This is a genomic window from Candidatus Wallbacteria bacterium (genome assembly GCA_028687545.1).
In the GTDB taxonomy this organism is placed as follows: Bacteria; Muiribacteriota; JAQTZZ01; order JAQTZZ01; family JAQTZZ01; genus JAQTZZ01.
Window position 1 is genome coordinate 23,481 of record JAQTZZ010000014.1, and the last position, 26,090, is coordinate 49,570.

Annotated in this window: 28 protein-coding genes; 11 read left to right on the forward strand and 17 right to left on the reverse strand. The window is 48.1% G+C overall.

Going from position 1 to position 26,090, the window contains the following annotated elements; genetic code table 11:
- Position 1 precedes the first annotated feature (1 nt).
- From PHW04_08155 to PHW04_08165, 3 genes are read left to right on the forward strand one after another with little or no spacing between them, the layout of a single operon-like run.
- Complete coding sequence (locus PHW04_08155; GenBank protein MDD2715848.1) at positions 2–682, forward strand: ABC transporter ATP-binding protein; 681 nt, start codon at positions 2–4, stop codon at positions 680–682.
- Positions 679–1,434: a hypothetical protein gene (locus tag PHW04_08160; GenBank protein MDD2715849.1), complete on the forward strand. Its 756-nt coding sequence runs from the start codon at positions 679–681 to the stop codon at positions 1,432–1,434. The genes PHW04_08155 and PHW04_08160 overlap by 4 nt, the downstream gene beginning before the upstream one ends.
- Positions 1,431–2,318, forward strand: coding sequence for a hypothetical protein (locus PHW04_08165; GenBank protein MDD2715850.1), 888 nt, complete (start codon positions 1,431–1,433; stop codon positions 2,316–2,318). Before PHW04_08160 ends, PHW04_08165 begins: the two co-directional genes overlap by 4 nt.
- 32 nt (positions 2,319–2,350) lie before the next feature.
- On the opposite strand, the gene PHW04_08170 is transcribed toward PHW04_08165, so the two are convergent.
- Together PHW04_08170 and PHW04_08175 are read right to left on the reverse strand one after the other, a co-directional pair.
- The gene (locus PHW04_08170; GenBank protein ID MDD2715851.1) at positions 2,351–3,448 is read right to left on the reverse strand and encodes a UPF0164 family protein; all 1,098 of its coding nucleotides are present in this window, start codon (positions 3,446–3,448) and stop codon (positions 2,351–2,353) included.
- Between the two features lie 31 nt (positions 3,449–3,479).
- A complete protein-coding gene (locus tag PHW04_08175; protein MDD2715852.1) occupies positions 3,480–4,916 on the reverse strand; it encodes a carboxypeptidase-like regulatory domain-containing protein in 1,437 nt (478 codons plus the stop codon).
- Between the two features lie 295 nt (positions 4,917–5,211).
- Between PHW04_08175 and PHW04_08180 the strand changes: the two genes are divergently transcribed.
- Both PHW04_08180 and PHW04_08185 read left to right on the forward strand, forming a co-directional pair.
- The gene (locus PHW04_08180) at positions 5,212–5,616 is read left to right on the forward strand and encodes a hypothetical protein (GenBank protein MDD2715853.1); all 405 of its coding nucleotides are present in this window, start codon (positions 5,212–5,214) and stop codon (positions 5,614–5,616) included.
- Positions 5,616–7,190, forward strand: a complete 1,575-nt coding sequence (locus PHW04_08185) for a hypothetical protein (GenBank protein MDD2715854.1) — start codon at positions 5,616–5,618, stop codon at positions 7,188–7,190. Before PHW04_08180 ends, PHW04_08185 begins: the two co-directional genes overlap by 1 nt.
- Here the strand turns inward: PHW04_08185 and PHW04_08190 are convergent.
- Complete coding sequence (locus tag PHW04_08190; GenBank protein ID MDD2715855.1) at positions 7,187–8,041, reverse strand: tetratricopeptide repeat protein; 855 nt, start codon at positions 8,039–8,041, stop codon at positions 7,187–7,189. The genes PHW04_08185 and PHW04_08190 overlap by 4 nt on opposite strands.
- A 17-nt stretch (positions 8,042–8,058) precedes the next feature.
- The gene (locus PHW04_08195; protein MDD2715856.1) at positions 8,059–9,027 is read right to left on the reverse strand and encodes a hypothetical protein; all 969 of its coding nucleotides are present in this window, start codon (positions 9,025–9,027) and stop codon (positions 8,059–8,061) included.
- 81 nt (positions 9,028–9,108) lie between these two features.
- Between PHW04_08195 and PHW04_08200 the strand changes: the two genes are divergently transcribed.
- The 4 genes from PHW04_08200 (at position 9,109) to PHW04_08215 (ending at position 12,409) form a co-directional block, all read left to right on the forward strand.
- Entirely contained in the window at positions 9,109–10,086 is a 978-nt protein-coding gene (locus PHW04_08200; GenBank protein ID MDD2715857.1) for an FAD:protein FMN transferase, read from the forward strand.
- Complete coding sequence (locus PHW04_08205) at positions 10,058–10,408, forward strand: NusG domain II-containing protein (protein ID MDD2715858.1); 351 nt, start codon at positions 10,058–10,060, stop codon at positions 10,406–10,408. Before PHW04_08200 ends, PHW04_08205 begins: the two co-directional genes overlap by 29 nt.
- Positions 10,383–10,913, forward strand: a complete 531-nt coding sequence (locus PHW04_08210; GenBank protein ID MDD2715859.1) for a Gx transporter family protein — start codon at positions 10,383–10,385, stop codon at positions 10,911–10,913. Before PHW04_08205 ends, PHW04_08210 begins: the two co-directional genes overlap by 26 nt.
- Before the next feature lie 74 nt (positions 10,914–10,987).
- On the forward strand, positions 10,988–12,409 hold the full coding sequence (locus PHW04_08215; protein MDD2715860.1) for a hypothetical protein: 1,422 nt from the start codon (positions 10,988–10,990) through the stop codon (positions 12,407–12,409).
- Positions 12,410–12,503: 94 nt separating this feature from the next.
- On the opposite strand, the gene hydE is transcribed toward PHW04_08215, so the two are convergent.
- From hydE to PHW04_08280, 13 genes are all read right to left on the reverse strand, one after another.
- Positions 12,504–13,523 (reverse strand): [FeFe] hydrogenase H-cluster radical SAM maturase HydE, encoded by a 1,020-nt coding sequence (gene hydE / locus PHW04_08220; GenBank protein ID MDD2715861.1) that lies wholly within the window; start codon positions 13,521–13,523, stop codon positions 12,504–12,506.
- A gap of 1 nt (position 13,524) precedes the next feature.
- Positions 13,525–14,160 carry a hypothetical protein gene (locus tag PHW04_08225; GenBank protein MDD2715862.1) on the reverse strand — a complete coding sequence of 212 codons (636 nt, stop codon included), beginning with the start codon at positions 14,158–14,160 and terminating at the stop codon, positions 13,525–13,527.
- 27 nt (positions 14,161–14,187) lie between these two features.
- Positions 14,188–14,577, reverse strand: a complete 390-nt coding sequence (gene rpsI, locus PHW04_08230; protein MDD2715863.1) for a 30S ribosomal protein S9 — start codon at positions 14,575–14,577, stop codon at positions 14,188–14,190.
- Positions 14,578–14,587: 10 nt separating this feature from the next.
- Positions 14,588–15,016, reverse strand: a complete 429-nt coding sequence (gene rplM / locus PHW04_08235; GenBank protein ID MDD2715864.1) for a 50S ribosomal protein L13 — start codon at positions 15,014–15,016, stop codon at positions 14,588–14,590.
- Positions 15,017–15,032: 16 nt separating this feature from the next.
- Positions 15,033–15,779 (reverse strand): tRNA pseudouridine(38-40) synthase TruA, encoded by a 747-nt coding sequence (gene truA / locus PHW04_08240; GenBank protein ID MDD2715865.1) that lies wholly within the window; start codon positions 15,777–15,779, stop codon positions 15,033–15,035.
- Positions 15,767–16,588, reverse strand: coding sequence for an energy-coupling factor transporter transmembrane component T (locus PHW04_08245; GenBank protein ID MDD2715866.1), 822 nt, complete (start codon positions 16,586–16,588; stop codon positions 15,767–15,769). The genes truA and PHW04_08245 overlap by 13 nt, the downstream gene beginning before the upstream one ends.
- A complete protein-coding gene (locus PHW04_08250) occupies positions 16,581–17,408 on the reverse strand; it encodes an ATP-binding cassette domain-containing protein (GenBank protein MDD2715867.1) in 828 nt (275 codons plus the stop codon). Before PHW04_08250 ends, PHW04_08245 begins: the two co-directional genes overlap by 8 nt.
- Before the next feature lie 58 nt (positions 17,409–17,466).
- Entirely contained in the window at positions 17,467–17,724 is a 258-nt protein-coding gene (locus PHW04_08255) for a hypothetical protein (protein MDD2715868.1), read from the reverse strand.
- Positions 17,717–18,493, reverse strand: coding sequence for a nucleoside triphosphate pyrophosphohydrolase (gene mazG / locus PHW04_08260; protein MDD2715869.1), 777 nt, complete (start codon positions 18,491–18,493; stop codon positions 17,717–17,719). The genes PHW04_08255 and mazG overlap by 8 nt, the downstream gene beginning before the upstream one ends.
- Positions 18,493–20,292, reverse strand: coding sequence for a peptidylprolyl isomerase (locus tag PHW04_08265; GenBank protein MDD2715870.1), 1,800 nt, complete (start codon positions 20,290–20,292; stop codon positions 18,493–18,495). Before PHW04_08265 ends, mazG begins: the two co-directional genes overlap by 1 nt.
- A 140-nt stretch (positions 20,293–20,432) precedes the next feature.
- On the reverse strand, positions 20,433–21,233 hold the full coding sequence (locus PHW04_08270) for a sulfite exporter TauE/SafE family protein (protein MDD2715871.1): 801 nt from the start codon (positions 21,231–21,233) through the stop codon (positions 20,433–20,435).
- A 1-nt stretch (position 21,234) separates the two neighbouring features.
- A complete protein-coding gene (locus tag PHW04_08275; protein MDD2715872.1) occupies positions 21,235–21,627 on the reverse strand; it encodes a CoA-binding protein in 393 nt (130 codons plus the stop codon).
- Positions 21,628–21,638: 11 nt separating this feature from the next.
- Positions 21,639–22,154 carry an ECF transporter S component gene (locus PHW04_08280; protein ID MDD2715873.1) on the reverse strand — a complete coding sequence of 172 codons (516 nt, stop codon included), beginning with the start codon at positions 22,152–22,154 and terminating at the stop codon, positions 21,639–21,641.
- A 141-nt stretch (positions 22,155–22,295) separates the two neighbouring features.
- Here PHW04_08280 and mprF point away from each other — a divergent pair, with 141 nt between their 5' ends.
- Together mprF and PHW04_08290 are read left to right on the forward strand one after the other, a co-directional pair.
- On the forward strand, positions 22,296–24,884 hold the full coding sequence (mprF, locus tag PHW04_08285; protein MDD2715874.1) for a bifunctional lysylphosphatidylglycerol flippase/synthetase MprF: 2,589 nt from the start codon (positions 22,296–22,298) through the stop codon (positions 24,882–24,884).
- Between the two features lie 132 nt (positions 24,885–25,016).
- Positions 25,017–25,991: a hypothetical protein gene (locus PHW04_08290; GenBank protein MDD2715875.1), complete on the forward strand. Its 975-nt coding sequence runs from the start codon at positions 25,017–25,019 to the stop codon at positions 25,989–25,991.
- Positions 25,992–26,090 lie beyond the last annotated feature (99 nt).

The following is a 26,090-nucleotide window of genomic DNA, read 5'->3' on the forward strand; positions in this document are numbered from 1 at the left end:
GATGAACATTCTGAATCTGAAAAACATTCACAAGAGTTACGGTAGCCGGAAAATCCTTAACGGTCTGAATCTTCAGATGTCGGACGGGGAAATAGTGGGATTTCTCGGCAAGAACGGGCAGGGAAAGAGTACCACCATCAAACTGATCATGGGATTTCTGCGTCCGGACAACGGGATTATCGAGCTGTTCGAGAACCGCAAGCCGGACTTTTCCAGAATCGGATTCCTGCAGGAAAATCCCTTTCTCTGGGATGAACTGACAGCAAGTGAATTTCTCGACGGCCTCAGCAGGATTGCAGATAAAACTGCCTATTCCACTGCTGATCTTTTGAAATTCGTCGGGCTGGACCAGGACGGAACCCGCCCAGTCGGCCAGTTTTCACGCGGCATGAAACAGAGACTCGGCCTTGCCCAGACTCTGATTTCAGACCCGGATCTTCTGATCCTGGATGAGCCGATGACCGCACTTGACCCGATCGGAAGGATCAGGATCAAGGAAATCCTGATTCAATTGAAGGGGAAGAAGAAAAGCATTTTTTTCAGCAGCCACCAGCTGCTGGAAGTACAGGAGATTGCCGACCGGGTAGTGATCCTTGATCAGGGAACAATTGTTTCCAACCTGAAAACTTCGGAAATCGGCAATCTGGAATCACATTTCATCGAGATTGTAGGTAGAAAATGAAAACTCTGGCGCTCGCCAAATTCACTCTGCTCAGCCTCTGGAAAAAAAACCTGAGATTCGTGTTAATTTCCCTGCTGGCATTTTACGTCCTTTTTTATTTCTATCTCAAAGGAATTGCCCCTGACATTCCCGAGAAAGTGCTTTCCGATCTTACGCTTTCGCTGGAAAGCGTATCGCTCTTCGCCTGCTGCCTTCTGCTGGTGTGTCTGGAAATCCCTGAAGATATCCGGCTGAAAAAATGTTATTTCCTGCTTTCCAAAGGAATTTCCCGGACCCAGTATCTGCTGGGGAAATTCGGGGGGATCGCCATGGCAGCAGCCATCTTCCTTTTTGCATACAGTTTCGCAGTGGCAGTTTTTTTATCCGCTTTTTCCGGCATCTCCCCTGGTCCTATCCTCTCCCTCCTGCCATTTTTCCTGTTCAAGTCACTGGTCTGGATCTCCATCCTGATCCTGATTTCCCTGTCAGGCAATACTGTTATCTCGCTTACCGGCGGCTGCCTGATTTATTTTCTGACCAACTTTCATGAATACCTTCGCCTCGCATCCGCCCAGGGCAGCTTAGTTTCAAAAATTCTGAATCTTGCAGCATATGTTCTGCCCAATCTGGAATACTACAACCTGCAAGGTCCGGTAGTGCACAGGCTGGCGATTCCCGCGCTTTACTGGCTGTATCTGCTGCTTTATACCATCGCTTACATTTCCTTCATGATCAGCCTGGCCGGTCTGCTGATCGATCACCGGGAATTATGAAGTACTTGCTGTTCTGCCTTTCGCTGCTGTTTGTCTGTGCCATGCAGTTACCCCTCGCCAAAGTGACGGATCTCAACTATGATACCTATTTTTTTTCCTTTTTCTATCGCGATACCAGAGAATTCATTTCCGACCTGCTCTGGCTCAAGGTGGACCAGTATCATCACGCTGCGGCAACTGACCCCGCAGAGATAATCTCACTCTGCCGGATCGTGGCGGACCTTAACCCGTCCAGGCTGGATGCCTTCATCGTGGGCTCATTCCAGCTTCTCAGCTTTATGGGCGATCTGGCGGGAGCGGAGGATTTTCTCAACCAGGGCATTGCCGCAAATCAAAACAACCCTGATCTGGACAAGCTATACTCAGAATTGGGAAATCTTCAGTTCCTGTATCAGAACGACCTGGACCATGCCAAGCTCAATTTCAGGACCGCACTTGAACTGTATCCGCAGCGCAACGATCCGGGAACATTTTATATTCCGGAAAATTATTTAAGAATGCTCTACTTTATCTCCTGCCTGTTGAAAGATAATGACGTTGAGAAATTCGCCGGTCTTCTGAAAAAGGCCGGCATCAATCCTATTCCGATCAATGAAATCAGCCAGAACTATGATCAAATCGAGCTGATAATAAAAAATCAGCTGCGGGCGGATCATGAGAAACTGCTGGCTTCAACAAATGGGATAGAAGGCAATGATACACTGGAAGATCAGCTGGCCATGCAGGAAGAATCCCATGGAATCGAATCAGGTCCTGACAGCTCGCTGCATGGCATAGCTCCGGCACCCTTTGAAGTACCGGAATACCAGATCGAGATGCTTCTGAAATCCGGAATCCTGATTTTTCTCAGCGGAATTCTAGCGGTAATAAAAAAGTCCTGCTGAAGCAGGACTTTATTTAACTTTCTAATTTTACATCAGAACCTGTAATTTGCCGACATCCTGTGCTCATTGCCAAGCGTCTGATCACGGAAAGCGTAGTCGAATCTCCAGGCATTGCTCTTGAAAGACGCACCCATGGTGAAATCTCCGTCATCGTCACCTGCACGCAGCCCGAACTTGTCCTTGATGAATCCTTCCACTCCGAAATGCAGGGAACCTTCACCGTTCTGCACTTTGGAATAATCCAGTGCTACATTGATTGATTTGTTGGGGAAATAAGCTAGGCCCAGCGTAGAAGTTACCGGAATCTTGTCTTCAGTCCCGGACGGAGTATCCCATTTCAGGCCTGCGGCCAGATCTTTGAATGTGAGAGCATAGTTGAACTTCGGAGTAGCCTTGTAAAGCATCCCGAGATCCCAGGACCAGGAATCGGCGCTGTAGGTGAAGAGGTCCTGTTTCAAATACTTCAGGTTTGCGCCGAGCAGGCATTTCGGATTGTTCATCTGCTGTGCGTAACTTACTGCGAATGCCCATTCCGTGTCATTGAATACAGAGAAAACATCGATGTCTTCATTGATTCCTGCGCCTGCCCGCCAGGTTTTCCAGTCATTGTACGAGCAGTTGCCGGTATAGACGTTCTTGAACTGAGCGTCGAATGCTGCATCTCCCTTGAGAACAGGCAGCACTTTACCGTCGTTCGTAGTAACCGCTTCGCCGTAAACCAGATCCCTGCGGATGATGTTGGCTGCCTTGTCTGCAGCGTCTTTATACCGCCAGATGTGGGTTTCGGCCAGATCGTCCACTCCGAATCTGGTATAGGCTACTCCCCAGGAGGACTTCCTCTTCTTATCCGGCTGCACATAATTGATGAAATTATAGGTGCGGTCCATTTTAAGCACAGTATGCATGGTGTCGATCTCGCTGGAGGAAAGCTGGGACAGTCCCGCAGGATTCCAGAAAGAGGCTGTGGCATCGTCGGCAATCGCGGAGAAAGCTCCGCCCATCCCGAGCGCTCTGGCACCGACCCCCATTTTCAGGTAGGCTCCTGCCTGGCCGGACCCGTCTTCGGCTGCGCAACTCAGGCTGAAAATCAGCCCGGCTCCCAGCGTCAGCAACAGTTTTCTATTAATCATCTGCCATCACCTCTTTTTTCGCTGGCTGCGCTCAGCTCTTCATCTTGACAACGACCCATGAGTCAGCGGTCGTGTTAAGGGCATTTATGACCACATTTTCGCCAGCCGTGACTTCCATGGAAGCTGTAGCTACGTCGTTTGAAGTGTATGTAGCCCAGGGAAGCGGATCATACAGGTAAGGTCCCTGGGATCCACCGCCGGCCGGGATCGTGATATTGTCGTCTTCGACTGAAAACACATCCTTGGCGAGATATCTGACGACTATTGTGCAGGAGGGCACAGTGTTGCCTGCAGCCACCCAGACCCTGAGATGTCCGGCATAAGCGTCGGCGAGCTGCCTCTCTTCTGAATATCCGTTATCCCTTCCAGCCACCACCTGCGCTGAAATCTGATTGGCATTGGCGGAAAGATCCGGGATGGTCCTGAGCGTATAACTGCCTGCAGGCAGTTTGGGGAATTTGAAGTAGGCGTTAGTGGTACCTTCATATTTGGCGAAATACTTGACCCCTGTCACATCGCTCTGCGCTTCGACCACGAAGGCGACGCCGGATTTGCCCTTATCCATATCATAGTAAATCTTGTGGGTCGTGCCTGGCAGCGGATTGTTTCCGGAATGAGTCGGTCCGTTGGAATAGAGTGCCAGAGAGTATGTCAGAGTTCCAGTTTCAACGCTGGTGCCTGTATCGCCGGACACCTTGTCCAGCTGAATGTCATAGATGGTGGGCTGTCCGGAACCGGAAACGACCAGCTTGCCTTTGAATTCCTTCCACATCGGGCTGGGCGGATAAGCATATACATCTATCGGCTGACCTGTGACCGGAATATCCGTGATCGTGTAATCTCCGCTGGCAGTGGTCACGTCAGTGTAGCCGATTCCGGCAGATGTGGCTGTACCGCCGCTGCTGGCGCCGTTCACGATGGACACAGTGACATTGGCGATCGGGTCGCCTAGCGAACCGTCTGCCGTCTTTTCGCGTACCTTACCCTGTACCACCCCGGTATTGTTCAGCGGAGTCTTCTCGAGGTAAACGGTGACTACATACTGCTGTCCGTCCTCTACCTGGATGGTTTTGGTGACTTCGATTTGATTGGCTCTCAGGGGAGCAGCGCTGCTGGTCGTATTCTGATTGTTTTCAGAATTTGTCGGATTCTGATAGCCGTATTTTTCCACGATGATCGAATACTCGGAATTGGACAGGCCTTCAAAAATGTAAGCATCGCCGGGACCATTGGCTTTGGTGAGCTGCCTGCTGAAAATGCCATTGTTATCAGTGGTTCCTTTCTCACCATTATAAATCCTGACGGTCGCATCAGCGATCGTGGCTCCGGCAGGCTTGGCTTCCTGAACGTAGACCACCAGCCTGGAGCCTCTGGCTCCGCCGTCCCCGCCGCATCCGATCAGCAGCGAGAGAAAGAAAGCAAGAAGACTGAATAACAGGATCCTTTTCTTGAGACTTACCCTTTCCATAGCCTTCCTCCATATAAAATAAGTTTTTTCTCGCGATTTACTCAATCTATCGGCCGAAGAATTCCTGTAATTAACTCCTTTTTAATACCAATCGACCGGTTTCCCATTTTTTTTTAAAAAAGTATTGACACAGCTCCATTTTTTCTTTAACATCCCCAATATATCCGCCGGAATGCCTCTAGAATGCGGTATTCGCGGCTGCCGTCGGGACAGGTTTTCCAGCATAATGTATATCGTCATTTTTATGGGAAAATCTAAATTAACGGCTGAAAAATCTTTGGGAGGAAGCTATATCATGGCTTATGGCTACTGCAATGATTGCGGCTTCGAGGGGAAGCTCACCAAGAACAACCATTGTCCGGACTGCAACAGTGATGATATCGAATTCATCGAGGACGATCCCTCTCTGGGCGATGGCGAGGAAGTAAAGGACATTGAAACACCTGAAGAAGACGACCTTGCGGACGACTTCGATGACGGGGACCTGAATTACGATGTCGTGGATGAGCTGGAATTCGAAGAGGATTTTGAAGACGATTTTCTGGACGAGGATCTTCCTGAAGAGGATGATGATGAAGACCAGGACAAAGGCAAAGGTAAAAGCAAAGATATTGATGATGACGATTCCGAAGACGATACAGGTGATGATTCAGTAAAGAAACCGCTCAGCAAAGATAAAAAGAAGAAAAAAGTCAATTGATGTTTGACCAGAAGCCCGACGCCCTGAAGCTGATCAACACTGCCAAGAAAAGTCTGGAATCCCCGATCAGATACCAGGAAGCCGAAATCGAACTGACTAAAAGCGGGCTGCTTCTCAAAGGGAGCGATCCTTCCGGGGCTCTGCAGCACGCTCACAAGGCTATCGGCCTTAATCCGAAAAATGTGTCCGCTTACCTGATGGCGGTTAAATGTTTCGATGAAGAGAAAAAAATCGGAGATGCCATTGCCCTGCTTGAATTCGCTCGGACAATCAATCCCACTTACAAAATCTATGAGGAACTCTCCCGCCTGTACCAGGAAATAAGCGAACCTGTCAAAGCCCTGACTCTGTGGCAGGCCTATCTTGAACATTTCCCGAATCAGAGCAAAGGGTATCTCCAGATCGCCGAATTATACTGGAGCGCGCAGAGCTACGAGGCAGCTCTCTCTCATTTTTCCCGGGCAGGGGAAATCGAATCCGACAGTCTCAAAATCCAGTTGTCGATCGCCGGGTGCCTGGAACAGCTTCGCAGATTCGATGAAGCCGGAAAAATCTATCAGAAATGCCTGGAATGGGAATTGAGCCTCAAGGACAGGCTGCTGATCATCAAAAACCTGGCCCATCTCTGCGAAGAACGGAAGTTCTTTCTCAAAGCAACGGAGTACATGGAACAATATCTGTCGCTGGATCCGAATCCAAGGGATTATGAATATCAGGGAGATCTCTTCCTCAGAGCCGGAAAGAGAAAAGACGCAATCACAGCATTTCAGAAATCCTTTAAGACCGACAATCTCAATTTTAAACTGGCTCTCAAAATTTCAGGAGTATATTATCTTCTGCTCTCACAATCGCGAGATTCAGCACACTGGCTCCAGAAAGCCCTGGAAATCAATCCGGAAGCCAAAGACATCTTCACTTTTCTGGAGAAGATGTCACGTGGTGAGAACGTGGCGGTGGATTTCCGTCAATACTGGAATCTACATCTGGATCTGGAACTGACGGATTCAGAAAATCTGGCTGACTCTGAACCCGACTACCTGACCGAAACCGCCAAAGCTGTCACCGATTCCCACTACAATCTGGAGAATTTCCTGTTCCAGAGATTTGCGGACTTTCAGAAGAGCCTGACCTCATTTCTGGCTGAAGAATCCAGATTTCTGAAAGAGTGCGAGCAGTCGCTGGGGTTTGTAAGGGAAATGGTAAACATGAAAATGAATGCAATCCGCACTGCACCCGAGCGGCTCGAACCGGAATTGATACTCAGGGACCTTCCCGGAACCATCAAAAGTATATCGTCCGGCTACAAAAAGCCTTCAACAGCCATCAGGAAAGGCATTGCCAGGATCGGCGAGAGATTCTCAGATCTCGACAAACTGGGGGCAGAAATCACGCTGGTGCTGGACGAAATTTCCAGCGAATTCCAGATTTTTCACCATAAGCTCAGAAACCTGGACCGGCTTCCGGTAGAAGTCAGAAAAAAAGAGATGCATGATCTTTCACTGGATTTTCAGAAAAAAATCTCAGGCTTACTTTTGAAACTCGATCAAAAAAAGATTACCGGAACCGAGGATTAAAGGCAGTAATACCTGTTCCTGGCTTCATTGTAATATGTGCAGTATGGATAGTGAGTGATCACTGTGTAATAGGCAGCCTTGGCATCCGCGATTTTGTTGAGCTTTTCCTGATAAAGCACTCCAATCCTGTACCAGGTATCCCCGCCCAGGTAAGTACTGTCGTTTTCGGCGAGATCTTTGTAATACTTGATCGCCACTTCGTATGTAGCCTGAGGCCGCTCCTCATAACTTTTCCCCAGATAATAATCCGCCATTTTCCTGGTAGCGCTGTTGCCGTGAAGTTCATAATTCATCAGTACTTTCTGAAGCTCTGTGATGGCAGTTTCAAATTCAACCTCTTCTGAAGCTTTGCGGTATTTGCATTCCCCGATTCCGAGCTGGGCGTCGGCAGCCAGAGAATGGTCGGAATATTCTGTCAGGAAAGCCTGGTATTTCACCACTGCCTCGTCGAAGCCGTGTTTTTCCGAATATTTGCAGCAATTACCGATACCGAGCATCGCCAGAGGCCTGTAAGGGCTGTATGGATAATTCTGAGTCACCTTCGTGAAGGCCTGGATCGCTTCTTCGTATTTGGTCTGCTGGTAGTAAGAGTCCCCTACCAGATACTGCACTTCTTCCACATCCTGGTCGCTTTCCGAGGAATAACGGGCGACATACTGTGTCCCCCGGGATATCGTCTGGTCCCAGTCCCTGGTGGCATAATCCTTTTTCACCAGCCGGTAATCTGTCCCCCGTTCCTGATCATTCCATTGATCAGTATTGTTCAGCGTCTGCCCGAGCGGAGAGCTTCCGCAGCCGATGAAGACGGCGGCAGCAACAACCATTATCAATAGAAACCATTTGAAACTCATGATATCCTCCGCGTTCTTCAGAAAGTGTAGTTCAATCCGACATCGACAGTGTGGAAATCGAAATCATATCTGTAGAGGTTGGAATTTCTCCGCTCGTTCGATAGCCTTGCGAAAACCTCGTGATTGCGCAGTTTTTTGACCAGTTCCAGGGAATTACGCCCTACGCTGTCTTCCCTGGCCCGTTTGTCCGACGGCTGAGTCAGGTCAAAATCCTTGTGGCAATAGCTGTAATCCAAAGCGATTTTCCAGGAATGAATCTGATAGCTCCAGCTGATGGATGGATAAGTTTCTAGAAATGAATAGTATTCCTGCCTCGATCTGCGGTGCTCCTGTCTGTATCCGATTTTAAAGGCATGATGGCCATTCTGATAAAACATATAGGGGAAAAAAATCCGCTCTCTGGCGTCACGCTCGTCTACTGAATAAAAATTGTAATTATTCAGGATCCCCTCAAATCCCAGGCATTTGAATTCGCAAACCAATTTGTATTTTTCCTGATAAAAGAATTTTCCCTGGGCATATTCTTCATAATAAATTCCGGGCACAAACACCATTTTCCAGCTGCTCCAGTGGAAACCAAGCTCAGTCTCGAAATCGTTCCACCATCGATTTTCATGACTGTAATGGCGGAATGAATACAGGCTGAATCTATCGTTTAAGTTAAATATGAGATAGGGATGATAACCGACATACCGCCCCCAGAGCGTAGGCTGCACGGCGACATCCTTGTTTTCAGAGTCACTGTATTTTGGATCGATGAAGTCATCGATTTCAGGGATGAAGTTTAAATCAGACTGGTAATGACCGTTGAGGCTGCAGTCCAGTTCAAAATGGCCCTTGAGCCTGGACAGACGGTCTCGATGCACGGGTTCCTTCAATACTTCGGAAGTGGCATAGGCCGAGAGCAGCTGACGTTCGCTGATACCGACCGCCATGCAACCGGAAACAATAAGGAAAAGGCAGATAAAGGACAGCCTTGCTTTCATCCCCTAAACCATCGGCCTTTATGGTAATTTTGTTTAGCAGATTTGAATGTTGGTACTCTGGTAGGTTAGCATGGAAGCCGGATGAAATCTGCAGTTGCCTTTTTTTCCGCGCTGATATTAATCACAGGTGCAACGTTCTATCATAAGTTAACGGGACCGCCGTTTGATTCGGATAACTTTCTGATCTTTAACACTTTCTGCGAAATCAAGATTTCGGGAGGTGGCGCGGTTGAAGTCAGGGAAGCCAGATCCAGAATGGAACAAGCGCTTGCTCCTTTCTCCCTCGACACAAAGGAGGGCATACCATCGGAGCTCACGATTTTAAATCGCGACAAAATTCTAAAAAACCCTTCGCCTCATTTTCTCCGCTGTTTGACCCTGGCCCGGGATTTTTTCGAAAAAACTGGAGGATGGTTCGATCCCTCGATTTACACCCTGATGGATGCTTACGGATTTTATGACGGTAAGCATCGCCTCCCGTCTGACCTTGAACTCAATAGAATCATTTCCGAAAACACGCACCTGAAACTGATGCTGTCCTCCAGAGAGATCAGCATCGATCCCAGTCAATCCCTGGACCTCGGGGCGATCGTAAAGGGATACGCCATCGACTCTGCTGTGGAATATCTCTCAAATCAGAATCTCAATGGATTCCTGATCAATTTCGGAGGAGAAGTAGCGGCTTTTGGCAAAAATGGGGACAGAGCGTGGCGGGTCGGGTTGAGGGATCCGTCAGGGAACGGTATCATCGGTGATTTTGCGCTGGACCGGATAATTTCCACTTCCGGCGATTACAACAACCGCTTCGAAGTGGAGGGGCGGGTAATAATCCATATTTTTTCGCCCTTTTCAGGCCGAAACGACAGCGATCTGAAAAGTGTGAGCGTCTTCTCCAGGTCAGGAGCGGAGGCAGACGCTCTCTCTACTGCTCTCTTCGCCATGGGGTCAGAGGAAGCCGGGAAATTCGCCGTGAAATCGGGGATCCCGGTAATTCTGATCAATTCTGCGGGAGAAATTCAGAGGATCGGAAATGCGCCGGAAATTCTTCAAAACAAATGACTTGCTGCTGCCCATTCTAGTGATTCTGCTGGCTTTATCCGGATCCGGAAAAAAAGGGGACCGGGTGGAAATCCAAAACGGAGTGAGCCTGCTCTCTTATTCACTGTCAGCTGAACGCCTGATCGAAATCAGCGGAAAATTTCCCCTGAAAATCCGGATCAGTGAAGGGCAGGTTTCAGTTTACGGATCTCTTTGTCAGAATCACATCTGCGAAAAGATGGGAAAAATCAGCGCTCCTGGTGAATGCATTGTCTGTGTGCCGGCTAGAATCATAATCAGGATCAAGGGGGATTCCGGTGAGCTCGACGCTATCTGCCAGTAAAAGAGTTGCTCTGGCCGCCACCCTGCTTTCCATGGCCATCTGTGCAAGCCTGCTGGACACATCCCTCCAGACTTACTTCCAAACCATGCCGTTTCTCAGGCTGGGCCTCTCAAATATCTTTGTACTCCTCGGGGTGCTCCTGCTGCCTGTTTCAGAGGCTCTCCTGATTGCGACCGGAAAAGTGCTGCTGCCCGGAATCATACTGGGAAATCTGGGGCCTTCGTTCCTGCTTGCAGCAACAGGCACGGCGTTTTCCTTCCTCGTCATGCTGATCACCCGGAAAAAATCGTCAATTTATTTCATTTCACAGTCAGGCGCAATTTTTCACAACCTGGGGCAATTCATAGCTTTGAGCTTTGTGCTTCCCGAAGCAGTCACACCAGGAATGCTCCGCCTGCTGCTCCTCTCTTCCATTCCGGGCGGGATTATAGTCGCAGCCTGCACGTATCTTGTACTTTACCGCGCTGAGGTTTTTCTTGAATCGAGCTTACCGGATACACTATAATAATCTATGGAATTCTTGCAGAATGTTTTTTCACTATGTTTCGGATACTATTTTGCTAGAGGCTCAGTGTATCTATGAATAAAAAATGGACAGTCTTCTTCCTCATACTGTACTCCATACTGATCGCATATCTTTATCAGGAGCGCTTCAACCTGATCAACAGGTCCCGTGGATATGCGATACCTGCTTTTTCAGAATCAGAATCCCTGACCAGGACAATGCTTGTCTGCCCGGAACTTTTTCCCCAGAAAGCCGACAGGGTCAACTACCAGATCTGGGAAGGAGATCCAGGCTCCTGGTTTGGTGAAAACCGTTTTTCCAGGCTGCTCTGTCTTTTCCTGATCCTCCTCACTGTAACCTGGTTCCTGATCTATCTGAAGCTGTTCAGGGAGGTAATGCTGCTGAATCTCCTGTCATTGGCAGCTTATCTATTTTGCGCAGCCTTCATCCTGCTGCCTTTGTCATATCTTGCCAAAGACCAGACTCTTCTCCTGTATGCAAAGACCATGTTCTTCATTCTCTGCTTCTACCTGGCAAAGAACCTTGCCGGATGGCTGCACCAGTATCCCCCAGGTTTGAGGGCTGTCGCAGTCTTACCACTTGTTTTCAACCTGATCCCAGCCTACCTGTTTTTTATTTTTGTAACAAGCGCCAAACCTGTGCTGCTGAACTTCGAAACTCTGCACCTTCAGACAGGTTCCTATCCGCTGGCTCTTAGATTACCCGAGAGAAATGGTCGTTTTTTCATGGTGTTTCAGCTTTACAACAAGGATTCCAAGCTCGACTCCTTTGCCAGACAGATCGATCTCACAGACGACATGCTGCTGACCTCTTCCCTTTTTTCCATGCCAGTCCTGGGGTGCTCAGATCAGGTGAACCCGGAACTGATTGTCAGGAATCTGACTGCCAGACAGATCGGGAAGAAGCTCAAATTCACGGGTGACAATATCAGGATCTATCCTCAGGAAGCTGAGATAGTCATACCACCCGGGGAATCCAGGACACTCAAGCTCAACCTGATACCCTCTCTGCCTGGGACTCAGGAAATCAGCATTGACTGCGGCAATCAAAAGATTTCCTGGCCGGTTTTCGTCTCATACCCTGAAGGCCCCTGTGATGAATCACTGGATAGCGGGGACTTCTCACTCCGTTCTTCCTGGGAAAAGATCAACCGGAGCTTGCAGCTGATTCTGGAAGTGACCAATAAAAACGATTTTCAACACAGTTTCACGCTGGTATTGCCCGAACTTCCCGGGCTCAAACCAGAGCATCCTGGAATCACCAGATTCGGCTGCACCTATCTGCTTGAGAACAGCCAGATCGGACCCAACAACAAAGTTTTCATCACTATCCCTTATCGTGAAATCATCCCAGGCACTTACAAAGGACGGAAAATGGTGATCTTCATGTATGGAGATACGCAGCCTGTCCATAAGGAATCCATCAAAATCCCGGATTACATGGTCGAAGAAGCATGCCTTGACGTGACGATGTAATATCAGACATCCTGCCATTTTGAGGTGTGCTGAAAAAAAAGGGACACCAACAGTATGGTAAGCAGTATCTTTTTTAGTGATTTAGATTCTATAATTATTTTTCAATACTACCCTGATGAACCACTTTCGATTTCCCTGTCCCTTCGCTGATCCGGAATCCGGCAGCCTCGATCTCGGCAATGATGCCGTCCAGATTGTCCAGCACGCAATCGCAATCGATATTCTTGCCTGGATAAATTTCATATAATCTGCGGTTTCTGGCGGGTGTCAGAGACGGCATTATTACATTGGCGCCTGCCTTCAGTCCCTCCACTCTTCCCTCAGGCCGCACTGTGACCAGTGCAGTAGTGGCAGGTATGTTGGCGAGCGGGTTCAGAATCCGCAGGAGTGCCGTATAGCGCAGGGTGGTTTGATAATCCCCGCCTAGCTCATCTGACAGCGGTGTTCCGGGATGCGGAATGAACGGTCCGCAGCCGAGCATGTCAAGCTTCAATTCAGAAAGCCTGAGCAGACTGTCAGCCAGGTCGTCAATTCCCTCTCCCGGCAGGCCGATGATGATGCCTGACCCGGTTTCATAACCCAGTCCCTGCAATCTGCCAAGCAGCTCAAGCCTCTTTTCAAAATCGCAGCCAGGCCTCATTTTTTGATAGTTTTCCCGGTTGAACGTCTCGATCTTCATCAGGTAGCGGTCTGCGCCAGCTTCGCGCCACATCCTGTAAACCTCAGGATCATGTTCACCAAGGGACAGGGTAACGTCTACAGACACGCGGTCCTTGATCCCTCTGACGATATCAGCAATGTCTTCTGCCTTGTAAAAATCGTCTTCTCCTGATTGGAGTACGATCGTATTCAGACCTTTTTTCAGGTGATGTGCCAGCACGGCCAGCGAGATTACTTCGGCAGGCGGAAGGCGATAGCGCTGCAGGCTCCTGTTGCTCCGCCTGATCCCGCAATAGGCGCAATCCCTGGCGCAGACATTGGATAATTCAATGATCCCTCTCAGATGGACCTGATTTTCAAAATGCTGAGCCCGGGTTTCAAAAGCTTCCTGGAAAAGAGCATGGTCATTGGAACCGGCAAGCAGAGCTTTGATTCCCGGGTGATCAAGATTCATTTCACTCTTTTTCCAGTTCCAGATAATCCAGGGCTGCCTGAGCCTTTTTTTTCAGAGAATTGACGAATTTATCGTATTTGTTGTCCGATTTTTCATGAGCGGTCGTGAGGTCATCCAAGGCCTTTTTGAGAAAGTCCCTTTTTTCTGAAGTCCCGCGCTCTGTTTCCGCAAGCTGGAAATTGCAGTAAGCCCGGCCGAAATAATACTTCGCCTCATCCTGCTTCTGAACCCTGGCTTTGGAGAGGGCAATCTCAAACAAACCCAGTGCGGCCGTATATTCAAAGAACTTCACGTTCAACCAGGCCAGTCTGTAATCAGACAATGGATCTGGAATCGACAGGGATTTGCTGGAATCAGCTTTTTTAGGATCAAATCCAATCTCGGAATCTACCTGGAAATCCACCAGATCATAATCATCTTTTTTCTTCTGCAGCAATTCCAGTTTTTTCGCGGATTTCTGATAACCGGAGTAGAGAATTTTGGAATGCTGGTCATCTGCGGAAAAACGCTTCACATAGTCGGTATATTCAGCAAACTGCCGGTTGACCTGATCGCGGAGGTCTGAAAGTTCGTCGGCAGACAGAACTGCTGAGAACAATATAAAAAAGAGAGTAAAGCAGGCTTTACTCTCTTTCATTATCTTATCCACAATCATCAGCCGGAATCAGCGCTTGGAGTACTGATAGCGGGCCCTGGCGCCCTTCTGTCCGTACTTCTTGCGTTCCTTCATCCTGGAGTCCCTGGTGAGAAACCCGGCTTTCTTCAAAGGCGCTCTGAGATTTTCATCCACCCTGATCAGAGCCCTGCTGATGCCATGCCTGATGGCCTGGGCCTGTCCGGTGAATCCACCGCCGTTGACACGGATGAAGATATCAAAATTCTTTTCCAGATTCGTGATCATCAGAGGGGATTTCACGAAGCCGATCAGCTTCTGCTGATTGGCAAGGTATTCCTCCATGGTACGCTCGTTGATGGTAATGGCTCCGGTCCCCTCGGACATGCGCACACGGGCCACCGAGGTCTTCCTTCTGCCGCATCCTACGTAAACTTGCATCTATTCCTCCTTAAAGCTCAATTTTTTCTGGATTCTGGGCTTCGTGCGGGTGAACGCTACCTGTGTAGACCTTCAGGCGGGTCAATTTATGGGGGCTGAGCCTGTTTTTCGGCAGCATACCCTTTACTGCACCATGGATCACCCGTTCCGGGTCAGTGGAGATTACTTCTTCGAAAGTCTTCGACTTTAGTCCACCCGGATAGCCGGTATATTTATAGTACATCTTCTGCGTCATTTTGCGCCCTGTCACACGGATTTTGTCCGCATTCACCACAACCACGAAATCTCCGGAGTCGGTATGCGGAGTGTAGGTCACCTCATTTTTGCCGTTCAATATGTCGGCGATCCGGGTGGCGAGTCTCCCCAGTATCTGATTCTCGGCATCGATCAGGTACCATTTCCTTTTAACCTCTTCCTGCTTCTGAGTATAGGTTTTCATTCAATCCTCCCAAGGATTACGTGTAAATTACTTTTGCAAGGTACAAACCATTCGGAGGCGCTTTTTCCGGCAGGTTCACCTTGCCCGGGTGCGAAAGCTGCAGCTGCAGTGCTTCCGGTTTGATATACCCCGCACCACAGTGCAGAAGCATCGAGGTCAGCACCCGGACCATGCCTCTCAGGAAGCCGTCTCCTTCAAAAGTGAAGATGGTTCCTTCTCTGTTTTCTGTTACTTCCAGGCTGTAGAGACGTTTCACCGTGTTTGTCCGGGGCTCCAGATTGGCGGCAAACCCGGCAAAATCATGCTCGCCTAGAAAAATCTCCGCCGTCCGCTGCACCAGAGTTTTATCGAAGCTGCGCTTCCGCCAGAACCAGCAGTAATTCCGCAGCCAGGGTTCCAATTCCCCGGTCTTCACCCAGTAAAGGTAAACCTTACGCTTGACCGAGTAACGGGAATGGAAATCCGCAGGGACAGTATAAACACTCCGCACGGTGATTTCACCGTTCAGCGAATGGTTGAGAAGAAGTTTAATTTTTTCAAGAGGAACTTGCAAGCTTTTTGTTTTGAAATTGACCACCTGACCTAGAGCATGCACTCCTGTGTCGGTTCTGCCTGAACCGGCGATGGTAAGTTTATGTCCCACAATGGGTTTCAGTGCTTCTTCCAGACAGCCCTGCACTGTCCTTGCTTTCGGCTGTCGCTGGAATCCATGGAAACAGGAGCCGTCATAGCTGATGGTGAGGGCGATGTTCAGCTCATCCATATTATTAAAAGACCGAGCTTGCATGAAACAAACAGAGACACGAACAGGAGCAATGCAGCAAAATCAATAGTTTTAAGTCGATACTCCCTGAGGGAGGTCCGGCCTTCTCCTCCTGTGTAACATCTGACTTCCATCGCCAGAGAAAGTTCGTCCGCTCTCTTGAAGGAATTAAAAAACAGAGGGAGCAGCAGTGAGGATACTTTTCTGAGTCTGACAATGAAATTTCCCTTCCCGAAGTTGATCCCGCGGGCGATCTGAGCTTTGATGATCTTGTCAAGCTCCCGCGCCAGTATCGGGATAAAGCGCAGTGCAATGGTAGTCATCAGGGCGAATTCGTGCACAGGAAATCCGATTTTCTTCAAAGGTTTTCCCAGTTTTTCCAAGGCATAAGTCAGATCAACTGGGGACGTTGTCAGAGTAAGCAGGGTGGTGGTCATTACCAGAAGCAGCAGCCTGGAAATGACGATCAAGGTTTGAGAAAGCCCCTGGTCAGTGATTTTTAAAATCCAGAAACTGAAAATCACTTTCCCGTCTGTGATGAATAAAAGATTCATTAGAGTGACAAAGATTACTAGAAACAGGACAGCCCTCAATCCGCGGATAAAATGATAGAATCGCAGACGGGCCAGCAGGATCAGGTCGCTGATGAATAAAAACAGCAGTAAATACAGGAAAATGGTTTTCACAACAAAGACATTGGCGATGAAAATGAACATCAGGATCACTTTCATCCTGGCGTCCAGATGATGGAGATAAGAATTTCCAGGAATATACTGCCCCAGGGAAAAGTCCCTCAGATAGCTAAGCATCAGCACCCCGCTTCATCCGCTCTGAAAGCAGGGCGAGTGCCGATTCGCGGGACCTCCATCCTGAATCGATTTCTCCGATCACCGTGTCCATTACTCTGACTATCAGCGGCCTTTTCAACCCGAACCGGGTAAATTTATCACAATTCAAAAGCTCAGCAGTAGTGCCTTTGAAGGCGATTCCCCCGTCCCCAAGCACACAGACCCGGTCCAGGTACCCAAGCAGTTCCTGGTCGTGGGTAATCACGATCAGAGTGAACTTTTCCTCAGAATGGATTGCAAAGAGCTGCTGGATGAATTCCTTCCGACTTTTGGGATCAAGTCCGACAGTCGGTTCATCCAGAATCAGGACTTCAGGTTTCAAAACAAGAATTCCAGCCAGCGCTACCCTTCTCATTTCACCACCTGAAAGCGAAAATGGGGATCTGGAAAAACAGGCCGGCCTGATCTTGAGAAACGCACAGGCCCATTCGATTCTGCGCCGCACTTCTTCAGATGGAAGCACAAGTTCATTCAAGCCATAACCGATGTCCTCGTAGACAGTTTCAGCGAACAACTGATGTTCAGGGTACTGGAGGACATATCCAATGCCGATCCCGGCTTCCCTGTCTTTCGAGAGCTCCACCGTCACTCTGCCTTTTGTAGGTTTGATCAACCCCCCGATCAATTGAGCCAGGGTGGTTTTTCCGGTTCCGGTGCGCCCGAGTAACCCGAAAACCTCTTCAGCTTGAATCTCAAGGTCAATCTCACGAAAAACAGGATATTCAAAAGGGGTGTCTTGAGAATAAATAAATGATAGTTTTTCTAGTGTGATCTTTGTCAAGGTTAAATAAAAAGAGCTCTGCGTACATGATTTTAAGCATGTACGCAGAGTTGATCGATTACTTTACATCTTTCTCGTCAAGCTTCAATCCGGTGAGGATTGCGTAGCTCAGCGCGATGTTTGCGAATACCAGGATCATGTTGGCGATCTCGAAGCAGCGGTTGACAAAGAACAACCTGCCCATCGCCAGATCTGCTGATACGATCGTGTCATCAGGAACCTGCATGTAGTTGATGGAAAAGAAGATTCCTCCGAACATGATCACAAGCGACATGATTAGCAAAGTAAAAGCGGACATTTTGTAAAGCTTATACACTGCTTTCACCTCCTTTCTTTGTTTTTTTAGCTTTATTCCACAGTACATCAAGTAAATGTGGATCAGCTTCAATTTTTTGACGTTCAGGCTCTTTCCCGAGCAAGGAATCAACCTGTTCGACCCGCTGTTTGAATTTCCTGTTGGCCGAAAGCAGGCTGAGTTCAGGGTTGATCTCAAGAAACCGGCCGAGATTTACAATAGAGAACAGCACATCCCCGAATTCTTCTTCCAGGTCATCAGTGCTTCCCTTCTGATATATTTTTTCAAGTTCACTCAGCTCCTCTTTCAATTTTCCAATCACATCACTTCCGCTTTCAAACTCAAGACCTATCCGCTTGGCTCTTCTCTGATACTTTTCCGCCTGCAGTAAAGCCGGCAGTTCTCCAGGAACCCCCTCGAAAATTCCCTTTTTTCCTTCCTTGGATTTGAACTTATCCCATTCATTCACCACTTCTTCAGGGGTATTGAGAGTCATGTTTTCAAAAACATGGGGGTGTCTGTTGATCATCTTTTCTGTGATCCCTTGTGCCACATCTGAGAAAGTGAATTTTCCTTCATCCTCGGCGATTTCAGCCTGGAATACGATCTGCATCAGGAGATCCCCAAGTTCTTCGCAGAGTTTCCGGTAATCCCCTTCTTCCATTGCATCCAGCACTTCATATGTCTCTTCCAGCAGGTAAGGTCTCAGGCTCTTGATGGTCTGAACTCTGTCCCAGGGACACCCTCCCGGAGCACGTAATCTCTTCATGACTTCAAGCAGTTTGTCCATTAATTTTTCGGTAACCTTTCCGGATAAACCTCTATCCTGCTCCGCTCCCGTAACTGCCTGAGCCAGTTCAGGTAAAATTCCTGGACCATGGCACTCCGGTAAGAGCTTTCTCCCTCTGCCAGCTGATCTTTACGGGCCTGATCCTCTCTGATGTCAGTGACCATGAGGATATGGAATCCGAAAGAGCTGTGGACAATCTCGCTGATCTCACCAGTGCCAAGGGAAAAAACCGCGCTTTCCAGAGGTTCCCCAAGCATTCCCTTGCTGAAATACCCAAGGTCGCCTCCACGCATCCTGCTGGAATCTCCATTCCAGGTCGTGGCAAGCTTGACAAAATCTCCACCATTCCTCAATTCTTTCAAAGTCTGCTTGCTCCTGACTTCTGCACTTGTCACCTCATCGGTAGAATTCTTGTCCGCCTTTAGAAAGATGTGGGAAACCCTCACCTGTTTCACAAAATCAGCGAAGAATTTCTGCTTGAACTTCTCATTATTCGTGACATTTTCGGCGATTTTTTTATCGATGTAACTGTTGATCAGAAGATTTTTCTCCATTGAAGCCAGTTTCCCCTGGCATTCCGGATCGGATGGCAGCTTGCTCTTCTCAGCCAGCAGATAAAGTTTCTGGTCGTCGATCATCTTGTGCAACAGCCTTACCCGTTCGTCCGTCCGCTCATACGCCTTGTGAACCATGGCGGGCATTTTCTTGATCTGTTCGAGAAGATCATGAAAAGTGATTTCATCAGTTTCAACAGTTGCGATCACTGTTTCAGGAGGCAAATTCTGCTTGTTAAGCAAGTCTTCCCTGATATCACTCTTGTAATCTGCAAGAGTCTGTTCTTTCCAAAGTTCATACCGCTGAGTAGCTTCTTTACGTTTCAGCGTATCCCGAATCTCTTCCCTGACATTTTCGAGCGGACGCAGAATATTTTCCCTGATCTCCTCAACCTTCAAAAGGTAATATCCTCCAGGAGTCTCGACAGGCTCGGAAACATCTCCAGGCTTGGCTTTTTCAACAAAATCATTCAGCGGTTTGATGAGTGCATCCGGTGTAAAAAAGCCGAGGTCTCCTCCATTACTGCGGGTAGCGTCATCCTCACTGTATTTCCGGGCGGCTTCGGCAAAATCCAGTGCCTTGAGTTCCTGCAAAATAGATCCGGTCTTTTCCAGCGCTTCTTCCTTGGAACGCCCGTTGTCTGTGGAAATGAGTATCTGTCTGGCATGGATCTGCTTCGAAATCTTGAAGGTATCCTGATGTTCTATATAATATTTCTCGATTTCGCTGGACTCGATCTCCAGCTTGTCGAAGATGGAATTATATCGCTGATTACCGAATTCGCTGGAAATCAGTTCTCTGCTTACCCGGCCGAGAAGCTGCTTATATGCCGGATCATCATAAAAACGTTCCTCCCTGATTTCGTTCATGATCAGATACATGTCCACCATGCGATTCAGAAACTCCATACTGGAAACTTTCTGCCTCTGGTCACTGGGAATATTGTCAAGCTCTTCCTGGAACATTTCCAGATTGATCTCTTCGCTGTTGATCTTTGCAAGAATCACGGTTTCCTGCGAAGACTGGTCTTCGCCGGCATCGAAGATTTCCCCTGTCACGCTCTGTAAAATCGCAGAAACTTTATCTTCCTGGGTCTCAACAGTATTCTGTGGTAACTGGGGAACCGGAACCACCAATTGCTTGGGAGCCAATCCCGCAGGTCCGGCAGGAGGTCCCCCGCATCCGGTTATAATAAGAAAAGGCAGAAACAGCAGGGGTTTCAATAACACCCGGAATTTTCTCATCCGCATTTCCCGCGCCTGATTTTCAGCATATAGTCAAGTAATTTAATATATTCATGCCGATTAGGCAAATTTTTGTTAGTTACTCCAAAGATGGTAAGTGGTACAAAACCAAAAAAGAGCTCCACAACCGTAAGTGCAGATTACTTGGTGAAAATTATTCTGAGTCCAACCATAGCCAGGGCCATGGCCAGACAGAGGACTATCCATTTGCCCTGAACTCGCCTGGATAATCCCGCCCCTAACTGGGCACCAATCACCACACCCAGAGAAATCGCTGCAGTCATCTGGGCTCCATGAACAAAGGCTCCTCGGGCGATGTGCACGATGGTACCGGTGAGGGCTACTATGACCAGTATGAAATGTGAAGTCGCAGTAGCAATATGCACCGGAAAATTGAGGCAATAGATCAGAAGCGGCACATGGATAATTCCTCCGCCGATTCCCAGCAGACTGGAAAGGTATCCGACAAAAAAACCGAATTGCATACCTAAAGCCGGGTTAAAGGAATAATTATAGTTGTTGCCGTCCCTGTCGATGATCTGCCTGAAAATCGTTTTCCCGGCCGGCGGACCTTTTCCGGCCTTTTTTTCTCGATTAAAGGCAAGAAAAACGGATGCCAGAATCATCAGAACCCCAAAAACAATGTTGAACAATCGCCTGGGGATATATGCTGTCGTAAAAGCTCCTAAAATTGCGCCTGGAACCGTAGTCATTGAAAACAGCAGGCTCGATTTATAATCGATCTTCCCCATCCTGGCATAAGCAAACGACCCTGACAGGGAATTGAAAAACACCACAGCCAGAGAAATACTGGTCAAAAATTCGGGATTTTGATCCGGATACAGAAAAATCAGCACAGGCATCAGGATAAAACCGCCGCCCACCCCGATCAGCGTGCCCAGCGTACCTATGAAAAGTCCGAGCAGGATTAATCCGGCCACGTTAGAACTGTCCGGTTTTCAGCAAAACCAGAGTGCAGGCATTCAGAGTATCAATTCCAAGCTGCTTCAATTCCGCGGATAGCTCAGGATTTTCAGCGCCAGGGTTGAAGATGACGCGCCTGGGCTTGGCCTTGATGATCTCAGTACCCAGGCTGGCTGAATTAGCAGGAGAGAGATAAATGGTGATTGTATCAAGTATAACAGGTACATCAGACAGGTTACTGTATACAGGTATTCCTTCGATTTCAGCAAAGACGGGATGCACAGGATAAACGGGATATCCTTTTTCCCTGAGAAGCATCAATGCCATGTAACTGTAACGCTCAGTTTTTCTGCTTGCTCCGAGCACGGCGACAGCACAGGATTCAGATCCGCATTTCTTCTCCTGGTTCATGAATGCCTCTCTTAAATTCTATATTTCTCCAGTATTCTATAAATCAAAGGAACCAGCAGAATCTGGCAACAGATGCCAGGCAGTCCTGTGACAACACCTACTTTCAGGTAATCAGTCCAGGAAATATTGTAACCGGCCAGGGTGCTGAGCAGAAATACTGCATATGCAAGCACCGCCCTTCCGCAGAGCATCGCTGAGAACAGGGATAAAAACAGGTTTTTCATCAGCCCGAGATGAAGGAAGCCGGCGAAAAATCCATAAGCGCCCAGTTCGCAAGACATGAGCAGGGCTATAGGAATCGGGCTCAACGGCGGCATTCCGGTCAGCAGAAAACCCAGCATCGGAGCCAGCATCCCCACGATCATCCCGTTCAGCTGTCCGGTCATCAGGCCGCAGAGCAATACCGGGATGTGCATGGGAAGAAAGACAGCCCCGGCAAGTCCGGACATGTGAAAAATCAGAGGTGCAAGCACTGACAGGCAGAGAAAGATCGAGGAGTAAACCAGATTACGAATATTCCGCTTCATGCTTTTTCATCTTATCAGACACTGCCTGAAACAACAAATGTTCTGCCTGATCTCTCATCAGTAATTTGCTCAAAAACTGTTTTTAAGCTAATTTTGATTCATGCCTGCCGACACGAATCTGATTTTTATTAATCATCAAACATGAAACCCTTCATAAAAAACCAGGACTCGAAATTCATCAGTTTTCTTCTGAGCAATCTCAAACAGAAATTAGGGCTGATTCTGTTTGCAGTTACCTTGTTCATTCTTTTTCATGCCTTAAAGGAAGTTCATTACAGAGACATTGTCAGGGAAGTTCATAACCTTCCTCCAAAAAGCATCCTGATTGCTGCAATCCTCACTGCAGTAAATTTTTTTCTGTTCAGCCTCTATGATACGCTGGCCTTCAGACATTTTAGATTTCCGATAAATTATCCGCGAATCGCTTTCACCGCCTGCATCAGTTACAGCCTCGGTAATACCACTGGACTCTCCATCGTTTCCGGCAGCGCGTTGAGGACACATCTCTATTCAGTTTTCGGTTTTACCTATCTGGACAGCCTCAAAATCGGTATTTTCAACATGCTGACCTTGGCACTGGGAATTTGCGGCCTGGGAGCCCTGACCTTTTCTTTTGGAAATGAGGCTATTCCCGGCAGCCTGGGAATTCCGGCAGTATTGTATAGATCAATCGGATTTCTCCTTTTTTTATCCTGCCTTGCATTTATCCTGGTTTTTCTGAGGAGAGTCAGAAAATTATCAGTTTCAGGGATTGAAATGGAGCTTCCCTCATCTGGAACCAGCCTGATCCAGCTGCTGCTCGGAGTCATGGACCTGACCATTGCAGGATCAGTCCTCTTTGTGCTGCTTCCAGCCGGAAGTGAGATTCACCTGACTGAGTTCCTTTCGATTTTCCTGCTTTCAACCTTTTCCGGAATTGTCAGCACCGTTCCCGGAGGTCTAGGTGTTTTCGAACTGGTCATGGTTAAAAGCCTGTCCGGGTATTTTCCAGCCCAGATTCTGATGGGGTCGATTCTCGCTTTTCGGGGTATCTATTATCTCATCCCTCTAACTGCCGGGCTTTTATCGCTTGCAGCCAACGAACTGCTATCCCGCAGAAGTAAGTTCAGCGCACAACGCGAAGTATTCAAAGAGGCTCTGTCTGAAATCGTTCCTTCCACAATGGCCTTCCTGACATTCACAGCTGGAGCAGTGCTGCTTTTTTCAGGATCCCTCCCACCTGTCAGAACCAGGATGCTGATCCTGTACCAGTTCCTGCCGCTGCCATTCGTTGAAATCTCGCATTTCTTAGGCAGCATTACCGGCACTCTGCTCCTGATCATAGCTCACGGTCTTTACCGCAGACTGGATGCAGCCTATTACTCAACCATTCTGCTACTCTTTCTGGGAGCGGCTTTTTCCCTGGTCAAAGGCCTGAATTATGAAGAGGCTGCTCTTTTCCTGCTGATCGCGGTTCTTCTGATCCCAAACCGGATTTTCTTCAACCGTGCTACCAGACTTTCCGGAAGGATGTTTTCCGGAGTCTGGACTTATTCGATGCTGCTTGTAGTCCTGAGCTCTCTCTGGCTTGGATTTTTCTCCTACAAGCATGTCCAGTTCACAAGCGAACTGTGGTGGAAATTCGCGCTGATGGGCGGTGCTCCAAGGTTTCTAAGGGCTGAGATCGGTATCGCAATCATTATGCTGCTCTATGGGATGCATCAGCTTTTCAAAGCAGGTCAGCCGGACTTTCAGAAAAACAATCCTGAAATCATCGCTAAAGTTGAAGGCATCCTGAAAAAATCAATCGATACATCGGCTTTTCTTTCACTGCTTGGAGATAAACTGTTCCACTTTTCAGAGTCAGGCAATGCCTTCATCATGTTTGGCGCACACGGGAACTGCTTCATCTCCATGGGCGATCCTGTCGGACCTTCTGAAGAAATTCCCGGACTGATCGGTTCCTTCCGCGACCTGTGCGATCAATACGACAGGGAACCGGTTTTCTACGAAATTTCAGACAGATTTCTCAGTCATTATCTGGATGTGGGCCTTTCCCTTGTGAAAATCGGTGAAACTGGGCGGATCAGACTTTCCGAACTCTCCCTGCAGGGAAAAAAAGGAAGCGATTACAGGCAGACGATCAACAGAATGGAGCATCTGAACTGCAGATTCGAGGTGATTTCCAGAGAGCATACCGGTGAAATCCTGCCAAGAATGAAAGAAATTTCAGACCAGTGGCTGCAGGAAAAAAACACCAGGGAAAAAGGATTTTCCCTGGGATTCTTTGATGCAGAATATCTGTCTAAATTCCCGACAGCGCTTGTTTTTCAGAACGATGTTCCCCTGGCATTCGCCAATCTCCTGGAAAGCGCTGGGAATGAGGAATCTTCGATTGACCTGATGAGATTCAGCCCTGCCTCACCAGGAGGAAGCATGGACTACCTTCTGACCAGGACAATTTTTTATGCAAAGGATAAAGGTTATAAGTATTTCAACTTGGGGATGGCTCCCCTGTCAGGCCTTCCCGAAAGTTCAGCCATGCCTGTCTGGAACAGGACTTTGTCCTTTGTATATAAACATGGCGAACATTTCTACAATTTCCAGGGGCTTAGAAAGTACAAGGAAAAATTTTCACCTGAATGGCGGTCCTGCTATCTTGCCACTACCAGCAGGATGCGGATCCCGCAGGCCCTGATCAATGTAAGTGCTGTAATTTCAGGAGGAGTTGGCGGCATTCTCAAAAGGTAATCCAGTCTGGTCATGGACGAACAAATTCCATCTGAAAACAGAAATGCCTGAAATTGTTAAAAATCCTTCACAGGAATATAATATCAATTGAAACTTCCAAACATCATAATGAAACCTGTGCTGGTGGTTAAGATGATAAAATTCAAGGAAATCCGTAATAAATATGTTTCTCTCTGCTGTCAGGGTGACCTTATCTCTGCCTATGAATACCTTTGCGACTTAAAGAATCCCGGAACTTCCGCCGCTAAACTCAGGGACAAGGTGAAACGCAGATTTTTCAGCTTAAACCACCGCTATTCATTCAAGACAGGGGATCCCTTCCTGCGCAGGATCTGCCGCGCATACTGCGAGTATATTACTTCAGTCCTTACCAGGAAGCAGAGTGCAGACGCAGCCGAAAAAGTTCTGCTGGAACGGCTGGCTACGATCATGGGGGCTTCGGGAAAACCGGACAGCGAGAAACTGGAATCACTGATCTCGGAAAAGGTCGGGAAAAAGGGTTTCCATTTTCTCGGTGGCAAGACTAGCGGACTGCTCGGTCCGTATATCTATGAAAAGTCCGAAAAAAAGATCATTAAAGTAGCTCTGCCTGACGGATCTTACAATCTGCCCGTCTTTTTCCTGCGCGGTTTTCTGATGCGAAGCTGGCTTTCTTATGCCACGTTCGATCTGGCCGGAACAGGGGGCTGGGCGAAAAAAGATGGCCTTTATTGCGTTCATAAATGCTATGCCAAAAAAATGAATACAGACGATTTTCAGGTTTCTTTCCTCAGGCACGAAGCTCAGCATTTTTCCGATTACAAAAAATACCCTGATCTTTGCCAGATAGATCTGGAATATCGCGCCAAGCTGGTGGAACTGATCTACTGGAAAAAAAACAGGCGGCTTTTATGGTTTGCATCCGAAGCAAAGAACGACCGCAGCCAGCCCCATTCATTCGCCTCATATCAGATCATCACAAGGCTGCAGAAAGCAATATTCCCCAAAAGCGGGAAAGTAGAACCGAAATGGGAAAAAGTGGATTACAGCCTGATCCGGCAGCAGGCCCTGGAGCTTTTTAACAATCATACAGCCGGTCTTTTCAAAAATTCTAAAGGTATCCTGTAATGAATCATCTCAATATTTCTTTCAAACTGACTTGGGGGTACGAGGTGCGTGGTGCGAGGTTCGTGATTCGGAAATCCCCGTACCCCGTATCTCGAACCC

Bases quoted from the DNA above. Each gene is read 5' to 3' on its own strand.
- PHW04_08165 (MDD2715850.1), top strand. From the start codon at position 1,431: ATGAAGTACTTGCTGTTCTGCCTTTCGCTGCTGTTTGTCTGTGCCATG.
- mprF (MDD2715874.1), top strand. From the start codon at position 22,296: ATGAAACCCTTCATAAAAAACCAGGACTCGAAATTCATCAGTTTTCTT.
- rplM (MDD2715864.1), bottom strand. From the start codon at position 15,016: ATGAAAACCTATACTCAGAAGCAGGAAGAGGTTAAAAGGAAATGGTAC.
- PHW04_08185 (MDD2715854.1), top strand. From the start codon at position 5,616: ATGTTTGACCAGAAGCCCGACGCCCTGAAGCTGATCAACACTGCCAAG.
- mazG (MDD2715869.1), bottom strand. From the start codon at position 18,493: ATGGACAAACTGCTTGAAGTCATGAAGAGATTACGTGCTCCGGGAGGG.
- truA (MDD2715865.1), bottom strand. From the start codon at position 15,779: ATGGATGAGCTGAACATCGCCCTCACCATCAGCTATGACGGCTCCTGT.
- rpsI (MDD2715863.1), bottom strand. From the start codon at position 14,577: ATGCAAGTTTACGTAGGATGCGGCAGAAGGAAGACCTCGGTGGCCCGT.
- PHW04_08215 (MDD2715860.1), top strand. From the start codon at position 10,988: ATGAATAAAAAATGGACAGTCTTCTTCCTCATACTGTACTCCATACTG.
- PHW04_08170 (MDD2715851.1), bottom strand. From the start codon at position 3,448: ATGATTAATAGAAAACTGTTGCTGACGCTGGGAGCCGGGCTGATTTTC.
- PHW04_08205 (MDD2715858.1), top strand. From the start codon at position 10,058: ATGCGCCGGAAATTCTTCAAAACAAATGACTTGCTGCTGCCCATTCTA.
- PHW04_08225 (MDD2715862.1), bottom strand. From the start codon at position 14,160: ATGAAAGAGAGTAAAGCCTGCTTTACTCTCTTTTTTATATTGTTCTCA.
- PHW04_08265 (MDD2715870.1), bottom strand. From the start codon at position 20,292: ATGAGAAAATTCCGGGTGTTATTGAAACCCCTGCTGTTTCTGCCTTTT.
- PHW04_08190 (MDD2715855.1), bottom strand. From the start codon at position 8,041: ATGAGTTTCAAATGGTTTCTATTGATAATGGTTGTTGCTGCCGCCGTC.
- PHW04_08290 (MDD2715875.1), top strand. From the start codon at position 25,017: ATGATAAAATTCAAGGAAATCCGTAATAAATATGTTTCTCTCTGCTGT.
- PHW04_08180 (MDD2715853.1), top strand. From the start codon at position 5,212: ATGGCTTATGGCTACTGCAATGATTGCGGCTTCGAGGGGAAGCTCACC.
- PHW04_08195 (MDD2715856.1), bottom strand. From the start codon at position 9,027: ATGAAAGCAAGGCTGTCCTTTATCTGCCTTTTCCTTATTGTTTCCGGT.
- hydE (MDD2715861.1), bottom strand. From the start codon at position 13,523: ATGAATCTTGATCACCCGGGAATCAAAGCTCTGCTTGCCGGTTCCAAT.
- PHW04_08200 (MDD2715857.1), top strand. From the start codon at position 9,109: ATGAAATCTGCAGTTGCCTTTTTTTCCGCGCTGATATTAATCACAGGT.
- PHW04_08275 (MDD2715872.1), bottom strand. From the start codon at position 21,627: ATGAACCAGGAGAAGAAATGCGGATCTGAATCCTGTGCTGTCGCCGTG.
- PHW04_08175 (MDD2715852.1), bottom strand. From the start codon at position 4,916: ATGGAAAGGGTAAGTCTCAAGAAAAGGATCCTGTTATTCAGTCTTCTT.
- PHW04_08245 (MDD2715866.1), bottom strand. From the start codon at position 16,588: ATGCTTAGCTATCTGAGGGACTTTTCCCTGGGGCAGTATATTCCTGGA.
- PHW04_08155 (MDD2715848.1), top strand. From the start codon at position 2: ATGAACATTCTGAATCTGAAAAACATTCACAAGAGTTACGGTAGCCGG.
- PHW04_08280 (MDD2715873.1), bottom strand. From the start codon at position 22,154: ATGAAGCGGAATATTCGTAATCTGGTTTACTCCTCGATCTTTCTCTGC.
- PHW04_08160 (MDD2715849.1), top strand. From the start codon at position 679: ATGAAAACTCTGGCGCTCGCCAAATTCACTCTGCTCAGCCTCTGGAAA.